This window comes from Microbacterium sp. M3 (assembly GCF_033548675.1).
GTDB classification, from domain to species: Bacteria; Actinomycetota; Actinomycetes; order Actinomycetales; family Microbacteriaceae; genus Microbacterium; species Microbacterium arthrosphaerae.
In genome coordinates this window covers 240565-254470 of the sequence record NZ_JAWTZT010000001.1, presented here as the reverse complement: position 1 = coordinate 254470, position 13906 = coordinate 240565, and the positions used below count along the sequence as shown (strand labels likewise).

12 protein-coding genes are annotated in these 13906 nt (G+C 73.5%); 3 read left to right on the top strand and 9 right to left on the bottom strand.

What is annotated here, in order from left to right; translation table 11 throughout:
- Window positions 1–90: 90 nt before the first annotated feature.
- From hemL to hemE, 6 genes are all read right to left on the bottom strand, one after another.
- The gene (gene hemL / locus R8Z57_RS01130; protein WP_318351921.1) at window positions 91–1407 is read right to left on the bottom strand and encodes a glutamate-1-semialdehyde 2,1-aminomutase; all 1317 of its coding nucleotides are present in this window, start codon (window positions 1405–1407) and stop codon (window positions 91–93) included.
- Window positions 1404–2390 carry a porphobilinogen synthase gene (gene hemB, locus R8Z57_RS01125; RefSeq protein ID WP_318351920.1) on the bottom strand — a complete coding sequence of 329 codons (987 nt, stop codon included), beginning with the start codon at window positions 2388–2390 and terminating at the stop codon, window positions 1404–1406. The genes hemL and hemB overlap by 4 nt, the downstream gene beginning before the upstream one ends.
- On the bottom strand, window positions 2387–3304 hold the full coding sequence (hemC, locus tag R8Z57_RS01120) for a hydroxymethylbilane synthase (RefSeq protein WP_318351919.1): 918 nt from the start codon (window positions 3302–3304) through the stop codon (window positions 2387–2389). The genes hemB and hemC overlap by 4 nt, the downstream gene beginning before the upstream one ends.
- A complete protein-coding gene (hemQ, locus tag R8Z57_RS01115) occupies window positions 3301–3984 on the bottom strand; it encodes a hydrogen peroxide-dependent heme synthase (protein ID WP_318351918.1) in 684 nt (227 codons plus the stop codon). Before hemQ ends, hemC begins: the two co-directional genes overlap by 4 nt.
- Before the next feature lie 448 nt (window positions 3985–4432).
- The gene (locus R8Z57_RS01110) at window positions 4433–5638 is read right to left on the bottom strand and encodes a protoporphyrinogen/coproporphyrinogen oxidase (RefSeq protein ID WP_318351917.1); all 1206 of its coding nucleotides are present in this window, start codon (window positions 5636–5638) and stop codon (window positions 4433–4435) included.
- Window positions 5631–6689 carry a uroporphyrinogen decarboxylase gene (gene hemE, locus R8Z57_RS01105; protein WP_318351916.1) on the bottom strand — a complete coding sequence of 353 codons (1059 nt, stop codon included), beginning with the start codon at window positions 6687–6689 and terminating at the stop codon, window positions 5631–5633. Before hemE ends, R8Z57_RS01110 begins: the two co-directional genes overlap by 8 nt.
- A gap of 17 nt (window positions 6690–6706) precedes the next feature.
- Between hemE and R8Z57_RS01100 the strand changes: the two genes are divergently transcribed.
- A complete protein-coding gene (locus tag R8Z57_RS01100) occupies window positions 6707–7957 on the top strand; it encodes a glutamyl-tRNA reductase (protein ID WP_318351915.1) in 1251 nt (416 codons plus the stop codon).
- A gap of 373 nt (window positions 7958–8330) precedes the next feature.
- On the opposite strand, the gene R8Z57_RS01095 is transcribed toward R8Z57_RS01100, so the two are convergent.
- From R8Z57_RS01095 to R8Z57_RS01085, 3 genes are all read right to left on the bottom strand, one after another.
- Window positions 8331–9122 carry a ZIP family zinc transporter gene (locus tag R8Z57_RS01095; RefSeq protein ID WP_318351914.1) on the bottom strand — a complete coding sequence of 264 codons (792 nt, stop codon included), beginning with the start codon at window positions 9120–9122 and terminating at the stop codon, window positions 8331–8333.
- Window positions 9123–9226: 104 nt separating this feature from the next.
- Window positions 9227–10819, bottom strand: a complete 1593-nt coding sequence (locus R8Z57_RS01090) for an AMP-binding protein (protein ID WP_318351913.1) — start codon at window positions 10817–10819, stop codon at window positions 9227–9229.
- Between the two features lie 174 nt (window positions 10820–10993).
- Window positions 10994–12079 (bottom strand): Glu/Leu/Phe/Val dehydrogenase family protein, encoded by a 1086-nt coding sequence (locus R8Z57_RS01085; RefSeq protein WP_318351912.1) that lies wholly within the window; start codon window positions 12077–12079, stop codon window positions 10994–10996.
- A gap of 192 nt (window positions 12080–12271) precedes the next feature.
- On the opposite strand from R8Z57_RS01085, the gene R8Z57_RS01080 reads away from it, so the two are divergent.
- Together R8Z57_RS01080 and R8Z57_RS01075 are read left to right on the top strand one after the other, a co-directional pair.
- Complete coding sequence (locus R8Z57_RS01080; RefSeq protein ID WP_318351911.1) at window positions 12272–13093, top strand: methyltransferase domain-containing protein; 822 nt, start codon at window positions 12272–12274, stop codon at window positions 13091–13093.
- Window positions 13090–13572 carry a YbaK/EbsC family protein gene (locus tag R8Z57_RS01075; RefSeq protein WP_318351910.1) on the top strand — a complete coding sequence of 161 codons (483 nt, stop codon included), beginning with the start codon at window positions 13090–13092 and terminating at the stop codon, window positions 13570–13572. Before R8Z57_RS01080 ends, R8Z57_RS01075 begins: the two co-directional genes overlap by 4 nt.
- Window positions 13573–13906 lie beyond the last annotated feature (334 nt).

Sequence of the window (13906 nt, the reverse complement as noted above, 5' to 3'; positions counted from 1 at the left end):
CTCCCCCCCCCCCCCCCCCCCCCCCCCCCCCCCCCCCCCCCCCCCCCCCCCCCCCCCCCCCCCCCCCCCCCCCCCCCCCCCCCGGGCCCGTCACTCCGCAGTCGCCTCGGCCGCGGCGCGGGCGGCAGCCGGCAGTGCGTCGACGATGCGGCTCACGGCGGCGTCGTCGTGGGCTGCGGACACGAACCACGCCTCGAACACCGAAGGCGGCAGCGAGACGCCCTGCGCGAGCATCGCCCGGAAGAACGGCGGGTACCGGAACGCCTCCTGCGCCTTGACCGTGTCGTAGTCGTGCGGCGGCGTCTCGGCGAACTGGATCGAGAACAGGTTGCCCGACCGCTGCACGACGTGCGTGACACCGGCTTCGGAGAGAGCGGATGCCGCGGCCTCGGCGATCGTCGTCGCGGCGCCGTCGATGCGGGCGTACGCGGCGGCGTCGAGGTGGTCGAGGGTCGTGCGGCCGGCGGCGACGGCGAGCGGGTTGCCGCTCAGCGTCCCCGCCTGATACACCGGGCCGAGCGGGGCGAGGAGCTCCATGAGCGCGGCCGATCCGCCGAGGGCGGCCAGCGGGAGACCGCCCCCGACCACCTTGCCGAAGGTGATGAGGTCGGGCGTGAACGGCACGGGGTCGACGCCGTACCAGCCGGCCGGGCCCACGCGGAATCCGGTGAGCACCTCGTCGAGGATGAGGAGCGCGCCGTGCCCGTGGGCGATGTCGGCGAGAGTGGCGTTGAAGCCGTGCGCGGGCGGCACGATGCCCATGTTGGCCGGCGCGGCCTCGACGATGACCGCCGCGATGTCGTCGCCGCGCGCGGCGAACACCTCGCGCACCGCGTCGAGGTCGTTGTAGGGGATCACGAGCGTCTGCGCGGCGATCGGCGCCGGCACGCCCGCCGAGCCCGGCATCGCGAGCGTCGCGACACCCGAGCCCGCCTCGGCCAGCAGCCCGTCGGAGTGGCCATGGTAGTGGCCCGCGAACTTCACGACGAGGTCGCGCCCGGTCGCGCCGCGCGCGAGGCGAATGGCGGTCATCGTCGCCTCGGTGCCGGTGGACACCAGGCGCACGCGCTCCACGGGGTTCTGGACGCCGTCGCGCGTGACCCGCGCGGCGATGAGCTCGGCGAGCTCGGTCTCGCCGGGCGTGCTCGCACCGAAGCCGAGACCGTGGGCCGCGGCATCCTGCACCGCCTTGACGACGGCGGGATGGGCGTGCCCGAGGATCGCGGGACCCCACGAGCCGACGAGGTCGACGTACTCGCGCCCCTCGACGTCGGTGACGTATGGTCCCGACGCCGCCACGAAGAACCGCGGCGTCTCGTGCACCGAGCCGAACGCGCGCACCGGCGAGTTCACGCCGCCCGGCATGGCACCGCGGGCGCGGGCGAACTCCTGCTCGTTCGTCGTCATCGCATCCACTCCGCAAGCTCCAGGGCCCAGTAGGTCAGCACGGCGCCGGCGCCGGCGCGACGGATGCCGATCACCGACTCCTCGATCGCGCGGCGCCGGTCGATCCAGCCGTGGGCGGCGGCCGCCTCGATCATGGCGTATTCGCCCGACACCTGGTACGCCCAGACCGGCACGGGGCTCGCGGCCGCGGTGTCGGCGAGCACGTCGAGGTAGCTCATCGCGGGCTTCACCATCACGATGTCGGCGCCCTCGGCGATGTCGAGGTCGACCTCGCGCGCACCCTCGCGGCGGTTCGCGGGATCCTGCTGATAGGTGCGGCGGTCGCCCTCGAGCGACGACTGCACCGCCTCGCGGAACGGGCCGTAGAACGCCGAGGCGTACTTCGCGGCGTAGCCGAGGATCGGGGTGTTGCCGAAGCCGGCGTCGTCGAGCGCATCGCGCACGGCGGCGACCTGGCCGTCCATCATGCCGCTGAGGCCGAGCAGCTGGGACCCGGCCTCGGCCTGGGCGATGCCCATGTCGCGGTACCGCTCGAGCGACGCGTCGTTGTCGACGTAGCCGTGCGCGTCCAGCACGCCGCAATGGCCGTGGTCGGTGAACTCGTCGAGGCACAGGTCGGTCTGCACGACGAGCGCGTCACCGGCCTCGGCGACGGCGATGCGGGTCGCGACGTTGAGGATGCCCTCGGGATCGGTCGCGCCGGAGCCGACCGCATCCTTGTGCTCGGGCACGCCGAACAGCATGATGCCGCCGATGCCGGCGGCCGCGGCATCCGTCACCGCCTTCTTCAGGCTCTCGGTCGTGTGCTGCACGACGCCCGGCATCGACGAGATCGGCACCGGCTCGGTGGCGCCCTCGCGCACGAACATCGGGAGGATCAGCTCGGCCGGGTGCAGGCGCGTCTCGGCGACGAGGCGCCGCATGGCGGGGTACTGGCGCAGACGCCGGGGGCGGTCGGTGGGGCCGACGATGTTGCGGGTCACGGTCGCTCTCCCGTCAGGCCGGCGGCACCGGCATCGAGCAGTTCCCGGGCGACGGATGCCGCGACCTCCCGCGACGGATCGCCCTCGTCTTCGGGCCAGACGGCCGCGTGCGACGACGTGAGCTTCGTCGCGCCGTCGAGACGGTAGACGCTCGCCGAGAGCAGGAGCAGCCCCGCGTCGACGACGGCGCGCGCGCCGACGGGCGCGGAGCAGCCGGCCTCGAGGAGCGCGAGCACCTCGCGCTCGGCCTCGACGGCCACCCGCGTCTCGAGGTGGTCGAGGGCGGCGACGAGTTCTTCGTCTCCCCGGCGCACCTCGATCGCCAGGGCGCCCTGTCCCGGGGCGGTCGGCCACGCGTCGGCGTCGAGGTACTCGGTGACGGCGTCGGTGCGGCCGACGCGGCGGAGTCCGGCGGCGGCGAGGATCACGGCATCCAGCTCACCGCTCGTCACCTTGCCGAGGCGCGTGTCGACGTTGCCGCGGATGTCGACGACCTCGAGATCGGGGCGGCGGGCGCGCAGCTGCGCCATGCGCCGGGGCGAGCCGGTGCCGACGCGCGCGCCGGCCGGAAGGTCGGCGAGCGTGAGGCCGTCGCGGGCGATGAGGGCGTCGCGGGGGTCTTCGCGCGCGGGGATGGCCGCGACCACGAGATGCTCGTGCGGCGCGGTGGGGAGGTCTTTGAGGGAGTGGACGATGATGTCGCACTCGCCGGCCAGGAGCGCGTCGCGCAGGGCGCCGGTGAAGAGGCCGGTCCCGCCGGCGCGGGACAGCGGCTCGTTGGAGCGGTCGCCGTCGGTGGTGATGGTGACGAGCTCCGTCGTGACACCCGTCGCGTCGGCGAGGTCGTCGGCCACCATGCCGGTCTGCGCGAGCGCGAGGGCGCTGCCGCGCGTGCCGATCCGCAGGGTGGTCACGCCAGCACCTCGGCGATCTCGTCGAGGCCGATCCGCCGGCCGGTGTAGAACGGCACCTCTTCGCGCACGTGGCGGCGGGCCTCGGTCTGCCGCAGGTCGCGCATGAGGTCGACCAGCTCGACGAGCTCGGGCGCCTCGAGCGCGAGGATCCACTCGTAGTCGCCGAGCGCGAAGCTTGCGACCGTGTTGCTCAGCACGCTGCGGTGCGCGGCGCCCTTGCGGCCGTGGTCGGCGAGCATCTGCCGCCGCTCGTCGTCGGGGAGGATGTACCAGTCGTACGACCGCACGAACGGGTACACCGTGAGCCACGCCTCGGGGTCCTTGTCGCGCATGAACGCGGGCAGGTGGCTGGCGGTGAACTCCGCGTCGCGGTGCACGCCCATCGCGTTCCACACCGGCACGAGGCTCGCGAGCGGTTCGCTGCGGCGCAGCGTGCGGAGGGCGGACTGCAGCGCCTCGGGGGCGACGCCGGTGCCGGTGAGCCAGATCATGAGGTCGGCGTCGGCGCGCAGGCCCGAGACGTCGTAGAACCCGCGGACGACGACCCCGGATGCCTCGACCTCCGCCACCGCGGCCGCGAGGTCGCCTGCGGATGCGGGGCGGGACCGGTCGCGGCGGAAGACGGCCCACAGGGTGTAGCCGAGGGTTTCGGAGGGGGAGTTCGCCGAGAGGTCGGTCATACCTCTATCTTTTCACCCCCTCGGGACGCCGCCTCCCCGTCGGGGCTTTCCGTTCTGACGCGGCTTGCCCATCGGACTCGAGGACTGCGCCGGGGCTGCGCGCCCCCCTTCACTCCGCATGTCCCGAATTCGTTCGCAAGGACGGCCGTTTGGGAACGTTTTCGGGACATGACGGCGAGATTGCGGGACACGGTGTGGCAGGGGGGGGCACGCTGAGCCGGGGCGCTCGGGGACGGGGCGCTCGGGGACGGGGCGGTCGGCGCCGGGCTGCGGCCCCTCTTCACCCCCGCATGTCCCGAAATCGTTCGCAAGGACGGCCGCTTGGGAACGTTTTTGGGACATGACGGCGAGATTGTGGGACACGGTGGGGCAGGGCGGCGCTCGGCGACGGGGCGCTCGGCGAAGGGGCGCTCGGCGACGGGCTGCCCACGCCGGGCCGGCCCCGGGGTCAGCGGGCGAGGAGCTCGGCGGCGGTGCGCTCGGCGTGGGCGACGATGCCGGCCAAGCCCGAGCCCGCGACCGTCTCTCCGACGACCACCACATCGGAAGGGACGGTGGATGCCGCGGCCGGCCGCACCCAGAACACGTGGGCCGCGTCGACCACGACGGGCAGCGGCACGCCGAGCAGGGTCTCCGCGTCGGCGACCGCGGCGGCCACCGGGTCGGACGGAGTCTCGTCGTAGGAGAGCCGCACGACGTGGCGCCCGCCGGCGGCCTCGCGCAGCCACTCCCACTTGGCGGTGGCGTGTGTGAGCGCGCGGGCCCCCACCGGTGCGCCCGCGGCGACGAGGAGTCCCGTGCCGCGGGGTGCGGCATCCAACTCTTCCTGCTCCACCACGAGCGTCACGAGGTCGATACGGCGACCGGTGCCGGTCGTGCCGGCGACCCCCGGCGCGGCGATGACCACCGTGCCGTCGAGTGCGTCGAGGTCGTCGACACGCGTCCGGAGGCGGATGTCGCCGCCGCGGCGCTCGAGGTCGTCGGCGAGGGCGGGGACGAGCCGGTGGATGCCGCCGCGGATGCCCGCGACCGCCGCACCCGGGGGAGCAGCGGCCCGCAGCTGCGCGACCGCACCGCTCAGCGAGCCGGCGCTCACCACGGCGTCGGCGAGGCCCGGATGCGCGCGCGCGACCGCGAGCTCGTCGGGGTGCTGCGAGTGCACGCCGTGCACGACCGGCGCGAGGAGGAGGTCCAGCATGTCAGCGCCCATGCGATCGCGCACGAGGCTGCCGAGGCTTGCGGGCACCGCCGTCACCGGTTGCGCGTCGAGCTCGGCGGCGCGCTCCGCAGCGGCTCGGCCGACCACGCGCACGACGTCGTCGGCGAGCGGGTCGGCCGGAATGCCGAGCAGCGCCGTCGCGGGGAGCGGCACGGCTTCGCCGTCCACCGGCTGCAGCCACGCCGGTCCGGGCGCGGGTGCCACGATGTCGCCCGCGAGGTCGAGCTCGGCCAGCAGCGCCGCGACGGCGCCGCCGCGGACCGCGAAGCTCTCGGCTCCGGCATCCAATCCGATCCCTGCGACCTCATGCCGCCGGACGGTGCCGCCGAGTCGGTCGGATGCCTCGAACAGCGTCACCGACGCGCCCGACGCGGCGAGTCGCCGCGCGACGACGAGCCCCGCGACGCCGCCGCCGACGACGGAGAAGTCAGCCATGCGCGTGGACGAACTCCACGATGCGCGTGAGCACCGTCGGGTCGGTGTCGGGCGGGACGCCGTGGCCGAGGTTCAGCACGTGAGCGCGCGCGGCGCGGCCGCGCTCGAGCACGTCGACGATGTGCGCCTCGAGGATCGGCCACGGTGCGCGCAGGAGCGCGGGATCGATGTTCCCCTGCACGCTCACGCCCTGTCCGACGCGCCGCACGGCCTCGTCGAGGGGCAGCCGCCAGTCGACGCCGACCGCGTCGACGCCGATGTCGCGCATCGCGCCGAGCAGCTCGCCGGTGCCGACGCCGAAGTGCACGAGCGGCACGCCGAGCTCGCGAACCGGCTCGAGGGCGCGTGCCGAGAACGGCGCGACCCGCTCGGTGTAGTCGCGCAGGCTCAGGGAGCCCGCCCACGAGTCGAAGAGCTGGCCGGCCGAGGCGCCCGCCTCGATCTGCGCGGCGAGGAAGGCGCCGGTGATCTCGGCGCACCACGTCAGCAGCGCCGCCCACGTCTCGGGCTCGGAGTGCATGAGCGCCCGCGTCTTCAGCTGCTCCTTCGAGGGGCCGCCCTCGACGAGGTACGACGCGAGCGTGTACGGCGCGCCGGCGAAGCCGATGAGGGGCGTCGTGCCGAGCTCGGCGACGGTGAGGGCGACGGCCTCCCGGATCGGCGCGAGGGCTTCGGGGTCGAGGGGAGGCAGGGAAGCGACATCCGCCGCCGTCCGCACCGGATTCTCGAGCACCGGACCGCGACCCGCGACGATGCGCACGTCGACGCCCGCCAGGCGCACCGGAATCACGATGTCGCTGAAGAAGATGCCCGCGTCCACACCGTGCCGGCGCACCGGCTGCAGCGTGATCTCGCTGGCGAGCTCAGGATTCAGGCACGCGTCGAGCATGTCGGTGCCGACGCGCAGCGCGCGGTACTCCGGCAGGCTCCGGCCTGCCTGGCGCATGAACCACACCGGCGTCCGCGTCGGCCGCTCGCCCCGGTACGCGCGTATCAGGGGAGGGGGATCGTTTCTCAGAAGGACGGAAGGGTGAGAGTCATGCAAAGACACACGTTAAGATTAGAGTCGTGCTCCTCTGTCTGACCGCGAACCATCGGAACGCGAGCCTCGACATCCTGGAGCGTCTCTCCGTCGGGGCGCCCAGCGCCACGCGCGCACTCGTCGAGGACGAGTTCTTCGTCTCGGGCGCCGTCGTGCTCGCGACCTGCAACCGGTTCGAGGCGTATCTCGACATCGACGAGCCGCTCACGGGCGGTGAGGCGGTCGCCGTCGAGTCCGTCGTCGACGCCATGGCCGAGGCATCCGGCGTCTCCGCGGATCTGCTGCGCGCGTCGGTCGCGGTGCATTCGGGGGCGGATGCCGCGGCCCACCTCTTCGCCGTCACCAGCGGCCTGGAGTCGGTCGTCGTCGGCGAGGACGAGATCTCGGGGCAGGTCCGTCGCGCTCTCGACACCGCCCGCGACCAGGGGCTGACGAGCAGCGAGCTGGAGCGCCTCTTCCAGAAGGCGACGCACACCAGCCGCGGCGTGCGCAACCGCACCCAGCTGCGCGGCGTGCACCGCTCGCTCGTGCGCCTCGCGCTCGAGCTCGCGTCGAGCCGCGTCGCCGACTGGGCCGCCGCTCGCGTCGTACTGGTCGGCACGGGCCGCTACGCTGCACGCACCGTCGACGCGCTGCGCGCGCGCGGCGCGGGCGACATCCGCGTCTTCTCGCCGTCGGGGCGTGCCGAGGCGTTCGCCGCCCAGCACGGCCTGCGCCCGGTCGCCGACTTCGTCGCCGCGGCCGCCGAGGCCGACGTCGTGATCACCTGCACCGCCGACGCCGTGGTGCACGCCGAGGCGTTCGTGCCCGGCCACCGCGTGCTCGTCATCGACCTGGGACTGCCGCGCAACGTCGACCCCGCGGTCGGGGCCGTCGACGGCGTCGAGCTGCTCGACCTCGAGACCATCCGCCTGCACGCCCCGCTGCAGGAGTTCTCGGCGCACGCCGACGCCCGGGTCATCGTGGGCGACGCCGCCGCCGAGTTCCACGCCGACCGCCTCGCCGGGCCCGCGATCAGCGCCCTGCGCGGCGACGTGCTGAAGATCGTCGACGACGAGATCGCCCGAGCCCGCTCGCGCGGCGCCGGCGACGACGTCGAGGCGGCGCTGCGGCACCTGGCGGGCGTGCTGCTGCACCAGCCGTCGGTGCGCATCCGCGAGCTCGCCGTCGAAGGCCGCATCGACGACGCGCGTGCCGCGCTCGAGCTGCTGCACGGTCTGTCGATCGACGCGCCGGGCGGCGCGATCGACGACGACGACCTCTGGGCGACCGCGTAGCCCGGAGTGTCTCGGGTCTGCGGACCCGACCCGGCCGCGCGAGGTTGGTCGTCAGCTCGCCGATGTGGGTGATGAGCGTCGTGGTCACGGCATCCGTCCTCCTGATGTCCCGAAATCTCGCCGGCATGTCCCGATTTCGTTCCTACTCGTGTCACGGTGGGGTCGAAATCGGGACATGCCCGGCTCGTGCGTCAGAGCGTCGGCACCGGGAGCCCGCGCTCGCGCGCGGCCTCCTCCGCGCGGTCGTAGCGGCGTCCACGTGACGCATGACGCCCGTGCGGGGGCGTTGGGGAACAGGCGGTCGAGCTTCTCGGCCGCGAAACGTCGTGACGGCACCGCTCGGCGCTCACGCCGGCGTTCGAGCGGTCCGCCGTCAGGCCAGCTCGTGGAGCAGAAACGCCCCGAGGAAGCCCAGGGTCGCCCAGAGGCCGGTGAGCGCGCGCTGCTCGGCGAAGGCCTCGGGGATCATCGTGTTGCACACCATCGCGAGCAGCCCGCCGGCGGCGACCGTCGTGATGAGGGCCACCAGGTTGGGCGAGGCCGACTGGAAGAGCAGATAGCCGGCGACCGCTGCAGCCACCGTGATGAGCGCGATCCCTCCCCACAGCAGCGTGACGAAACGGCCGCTCGCGCCGCCGCGCTTGAGCGCCGCGGTCGAGCCGAGGCCCTCGGGGATGTTGCTGATCGCGATCGCGGCGACGATCGGGATGCTGATCCCGCCCTGCAGCACAGACAGACCCATCACGAGGGACTCCGGGATGCCGTCGATCAGCGCTCCGATCGCGATCACGACCCCCGCTCCCGCCGCTGCACCTCCGGCGCGCCGCGCGACGATGCTGTGCGACGGCGTACGGCCGGATGATGCGGGGCCTGACGCGCGGGCCGCGCTCGCCTTCCGCCCGGAGCGCGACACGAGCTGATCCGCCACGATGTACAGGATCGCCCCGCCGAGGAAGCCCGCCGTCGTCGGGACCAAGCCGCCGACATCGGCCGCCTCTTCGACGAGCTCGAACGCGAGCGTCGAGATGAGCACCCCGGCGCCGACCGCCATGATCCCGGCCACCACACGCTGCGGAATCGCGACGAACCACGCGACGCCGGCGCCGACGAGCAGCGTCCCGCCGCCGATCAGGCCGCTCAGCGCCGCGAGCCACACACCACTCATGGCGCCACGGTAGACCCGCGGCACGCGCGCGGCCGTCGGGCGCGCAGCCCGGACACCAAGATGCCCCGGCGGAGACACTCCGCCGGGGCATTGGTCACCGTCGGTCAGACGGTCGCGACCTCGCGCGCCCGCAGGTCCTTGCGGAGGATCTTGCCGGCGGTCGACTTCGGGATCGCCTCGATGAACTCCACGCGACGCACTTTCTTGTGCGGTGCCACCTGCTCCGCGACGAACGACATCACCTCTTCTTCGGTGAGGCCCGAGTCGGGGGCGGCGACGATGAAGGCCTTCGGGATCTCCTGCTTGTCGTCGTCGAGCACGCCGATGACCGCGGCATCCATCACCTTCGGGTGACCGAGCAGCAGTGCCTCGAGCTCGGCGGGCGCGATCTGGTAGCCCTTGTACTTGATGAGCTCCTTGACGCGGTCGACGATCGAGAAGTAGCCGCCCTCGTGGTACACGGCGATGTCGCCGGTGTGGAGGAAGCCGTCGGCGTCGAGCGTCTCGGCCGTCGCCTCGGGCTTGTTGAGGTAGCCGAGCATCACGTTCGGCCCCTTCACCCACAGCTCGCCGGGCTTGGACACGCCGTCGGGGCCGACCTCGGTGATCTCCTCGCCGGTCTCGGTGTCGATGAGCTTGTTGAGCGTGTTCGGCAGCATGCCGCCGACCGAGCTCACCGGCTCGTCGTCGCGCGCGTAGTACATGGCGTGCGAGACGGGGCTCAGCTCGCTCATGCCGTAGCCCTGCAGCATGCGGGCGTGGATGCGGCGTCCCGCGAGCTCGGCCGTCTCGCCGTCGAGCGGTGCGGCGCCCGAGAACACCGTGTGCACGCTCGAGATGTCGAACTGGTCGACGACCGGGTGCTTCGCGAGGGCCACGGCGATCGGCGGGGCGATGTACAGGTAGGTGCACTGGTACTTCTGGATGTTCGTGAGGAACTCGACGAGGTCGAACTTCGGCATCGTCACGAGGCTTGCCCGCCGGCGGAGCGCGAGGTTCAGCAGCACGGTCATGCCGTAGATGTGGAAGAACGGCAGTACCGCGAGGACCCGGTCCGAGTGGTCGAGGTTCATGTTGGGCACGCACTGCGCGACGTTGGCCACGAGATTGCGGTGCGACAGCATCACGCCCTTGGGGATGCCGGTCGTGCCCGACGAGTAGGGCAGCACGGCCACGTGGGTCGCCGGGTCGAACGACACCTCGGGGGCGTGCGCGCCCTCGCCGAGCAGCTCACGGAGGTTCGGGTGCCCCGCGGCGCCGTCCAGCACGATCACGCGTTCGTGAGGGATGCCGACGGCCTCGGCTGCGGCGGCCGCCTGGGGGAGGAGCGGGCTGACGGTCGCGAGCCACGTGGCCCCGGCATCCCGCAGCTGCTTCTCGATCTCGCCCGCGGTGTAGAGGGAGTTGATCGTCGTGACCGTGGCGCCGGCGCGCAGGATGCCGTGGAACACCGTGGCGAACGCGGGCACGTTGGGGCACAGCAGTCCGACGACCGTGTCGATCCCGACGCCGCGCGCGGCGAGAGCCCCGGCGAAGAGGTCGATCTGCGTGCGCAGCGCTCCGTACGTCGTCTCAGCGCCGGTGGCGGGATCGATGAGCGCGACACGGCCCAGATCCTCGTCGGTCAGGCTCGAGAACAGGTAGTCGTAGATGCTGAGCTCGGGGATCTCGACATCGGGATGCGTGCTGGTGAACACCGGATCTCCTTCGATCGGGCGGCGGGGTCATGAGACGGGCGCACCTTCCGGGGCGCCGTGCGACCATCATGCCATCTCCGGTCCGGGTTATGGAACCGGATCCCGCGGTCTGTGGAACGCAGTGTCAGCACAGCATCCTGCCCGGCCCCCGAGGCGAGGCCGGGCACGTGCGGTTCAGACGGCGAGTGCGGGCTGGCGCCCGCCGGCGGCGAGCCGCTCGGCCGCGAGCCCCTCGGCGGCCTCGAGCGGGGTGACGCCGCGGGACTCCGCCTCGTCGAAGATGCGCCGCACGGTGTCGCCGATCTGCGCCACGCGGTCCATGATCTCGGTGCGCGTGCCGAGGCGCTTGGCCTCGAGGTCGAGGTAGATGACCCCGCCGGCGTTCACCACGAAATCGGGCGCGTACAGGATGCCGCGACCGGCGAGCCGCTCGGCCCCGCTGTGGTCGGCCAGCGGATTGTTGGCGGGACCGCACACGGCCTTCGCGTCGAGCGCGTCGATCACCTCGTCGGTGAGGAGTCCGCCGATGCCCGCGGGAACGAAGACGTCCGCCGGCACGAGGTGCTCCTCGCCCGGCGCGATCCAGTCGGCGCCGAGCTCGGTCGCGAGGTCGCGCTTGGCGGGGTTGACGTCGGTCACCGTGAGGTGCGCGCCCTCGGCCGAGAGCCGCACGGCCAGGCGGCTGCCGACCTGGCCGAGGCCCGAGACGGTGATGCGGCGTCCCGCGACATCGGCGGTGCCGGTGACACGCTCGAGCGTCGCGCGCAGCGACTCGTACACGCCGAGGCTCGTGGGACCGGCCGGCTCGCCCGATCCGCCCACGGCGTCGGGGAGCCCGACGACGTGCTCGGTGCGCTCGCTCACGACGAGCATGTCGTCGGTGGTCGAGCCGACGTCCTCGGCGGTGCGGTACAGGCCGTGCAGCGACTCGACCGCGTCGCCGAGGTCGAGGAAGGCGGCCCGCCGGCGGTCGGCGTCGAGCGTCACGCCCGGCGGCAGCGCGATCACGGACTTGCCGCCGCCCGCATCGAGGCCGGCGGCGGCGTTCTTGAGCGTCATCGCGGCCGACAGCCGCAGCGCGTCGCCGAGCGCATCGCTCCAGTGCGGGTACGTCCAGAGCCGGGCGCCGCCGAGGGCCGAGCCGAGCACCGAGGAGTGCAGCGCCACCGTGAGGAACAGACCGCTCCGGCGTCCCGTGATCACCTCCACCCGTTCGTGCGTGAAGTCGGGCAGGGGCAGGGTGGGCACAGTGTGCGTCATCGCGATACTTCCTTCGGCGGGCCTCGTGGGCAGTGCGCTGCGGACGCCGCGGCGTTGCGGCATCCGCTCTCATTGCACACCGGTTCGGCGGAATGTTCAACCGTCACCCGTGGCGGTGAGCACACTGCGCGCCTGGGACGGACGGATCTGGGCATGCCGCAGCACTCTGGCGCACCTCGATAGCATCGACGAATGCCAGACGCCTACACCCACGGCCACCACGAGAGCGTCCTGCGGTCGCACCGCTGGCGCACCGCCGAGAACTCCGCCGCCTACCTGCTGCCGCACCTGCGCCCGGGCGTGTCGGTCCTCGACGTGGGAAGCGGTCCGGGCACGATCACCGCGGACTTCGCGACCATCGTCGCACCCGGCCGTGTCGTGGGGACGGATGCCTCGGCCGACGTCGTCGCCCAGGCCACGGCCGATCACGCCGGCGCCGACGGCCCGGCAGGGCTGGCGTTCGAAGTCGGCGACGCCTACGCGCTGCCGTACGACGACGGGGAGTTCGACGTCGTGCACGCCCATCAGGTGCTGCAGCACGTCGACCGGCCGGTCGACATGCTGCGCGAGCTCGGCCGGGTGGCCGGCGCCGACGGCCTGGTCGCCGCGCGCGAGGTCGACTATGAGGGGGTCATCTGGTACCCGCTGATCCCGGCGCTGGATGAGTGGCTGACGCTGTACCTCGCCACGCACCGCAGCGTCGCCGGCGAGCCCGCCGCCGGACGCCGGCTGAAGGCGTGGGCGCGCGAGGCCGGCCTCGCCGACATCCGGGCCACCGCGACGACGTGGCTTTTCGAGGACGAGGCCGACCGCGCCTGGTGGGGCGGCATGTGGGCCGACCGCGTGCTGCAGTCGGCCTTCGCCGACTCGGCGCGCGCGACCGGCGCCGACGACGCGCAGCTGCAGCGCATCTCGGACGGGTGGCGCGAGTGGGCCGCGTCGGAGGATGGCTGGCTGCTCATGCCGCACGGCGAGATCCTCGCCCGCGGCACCGCGAGCGGGGCGGGCCGATGAGCGCTCCCGCCTCGCTGCCCGCCCGCAGCGTGCTCGTGCACGACGCCCTTCGCGCCGCGGGCATCATGGGCGACATCGTGGTGCTCCCGGATGCCGCGTCCACCGCGGTGCTGGCCGCGGAGGCCCTCGGGGTCGAGGTCGGGGCGATCGCCAACAGCCTGGTGTTCTGGTCTGACGGCGAGCCGCTGCTGGTGATGACGAGCGGCGCACACCGCGTCGACACGACCGCGCTCGCCGAGCGCCTGGGCCGCACGAAGATCCAGCGGGCGACGCCCGACCAGGTGCGCGAGGCGACCGGTCAGGCGATCGGCGGTGTCGCGCCCACGGGCCACCCGGCGCCGCTCGTGACGATCGTCGACGAGGAGCTCGCCCGCTATCCCGAGATCTGGGCCGCGGGCGGGACGCCGCACACCGTGTTCCCGATGACCTACGACGAGCTCGTCCGCCTCACCGGCGGCACGATCGCCCAGGTCGACTGACTCTCGGCCCGCGCTCACTGCCGTCGGCCCCGGCCGGTTCGGCGCTCCGGCTCGGCGGCGCTCCGGCCCGGCGGCGCGGGCTCCGGCGGCGCGGACTCCGGCGGCGCGGGCTCCGGCGGCGCGAATTCCGGCGGCGCGGATTCCGGCGGCGCGGGCTCCGGCGGCGCGGACTCCGGCGGCGCGGGCTCCGGCGGCGCGAATTCCGGCGGCGCGGATTCCGGCGGCGCGGGCTCCGGCGGCGCGGACTCCGGCGGCGCGGGCTCCGGCGGCGCGAATTCCGGCGGCGCGAATTCCGGCGGCGCGGGCTCCGGCGGCGCGGACTCCGGCGGCGCGG

Excerpts from the sequence above, each read along its gene's own strand:
- R8Z57_RS01110 (WP_318351917.1), bottom strand. The coding sequence starts at position 5,638 with ATGGCTGACTTCTCCGTCGTCGGCGGCGGCGTCGCGGGGCTCGTCGTC.
- R8Z57_RS01085 (WP_318351912.1), bottom strand. The coding sequence starts at position 12,079 with ATGACGCACACTGTGCCCACCCTGCCCCTGCCCGACTTCACGCACGAA.
- R8Z57_RS01080 (WP_318351911.1), top strand. The coding sequence starts at position 12,272 with ATGCCAGACGCCTACACCCACGGCCACCACGAGAGCGTCCTGCGGTCG.
- R8Z57_RS01095 (WP_318351914.1), bottom strand. The coding sequence starts at position 9,122 with ATGAGTGGTGTGTGGCTCGCGGCGCTGAGCGGCCTGATCGGCGGCGGG.
- hemL (WP_318351921.1), bottom strand. The coding sequence starts at position 1,407 with ATGACGACGAACGAGCAGGAGTTCGCCCGCGCCCGCGGTGCCATGCCG.
- hemQ (WP_318351918.1), bottom strand. The coding sequence starts at position 3,984 with ATGACCGACCTCTCGGCGAACTCCCCCTCCGAAACCCTCGGCTACACC.
- R8Z57_RS01075 (WP_318351910.1), top strand. The coding sequence starts at position 13,090 with ATGAGCGCTCCCGCCTCGCTGCCCGCCCGCAGCGTGCTCGTGCACGAC.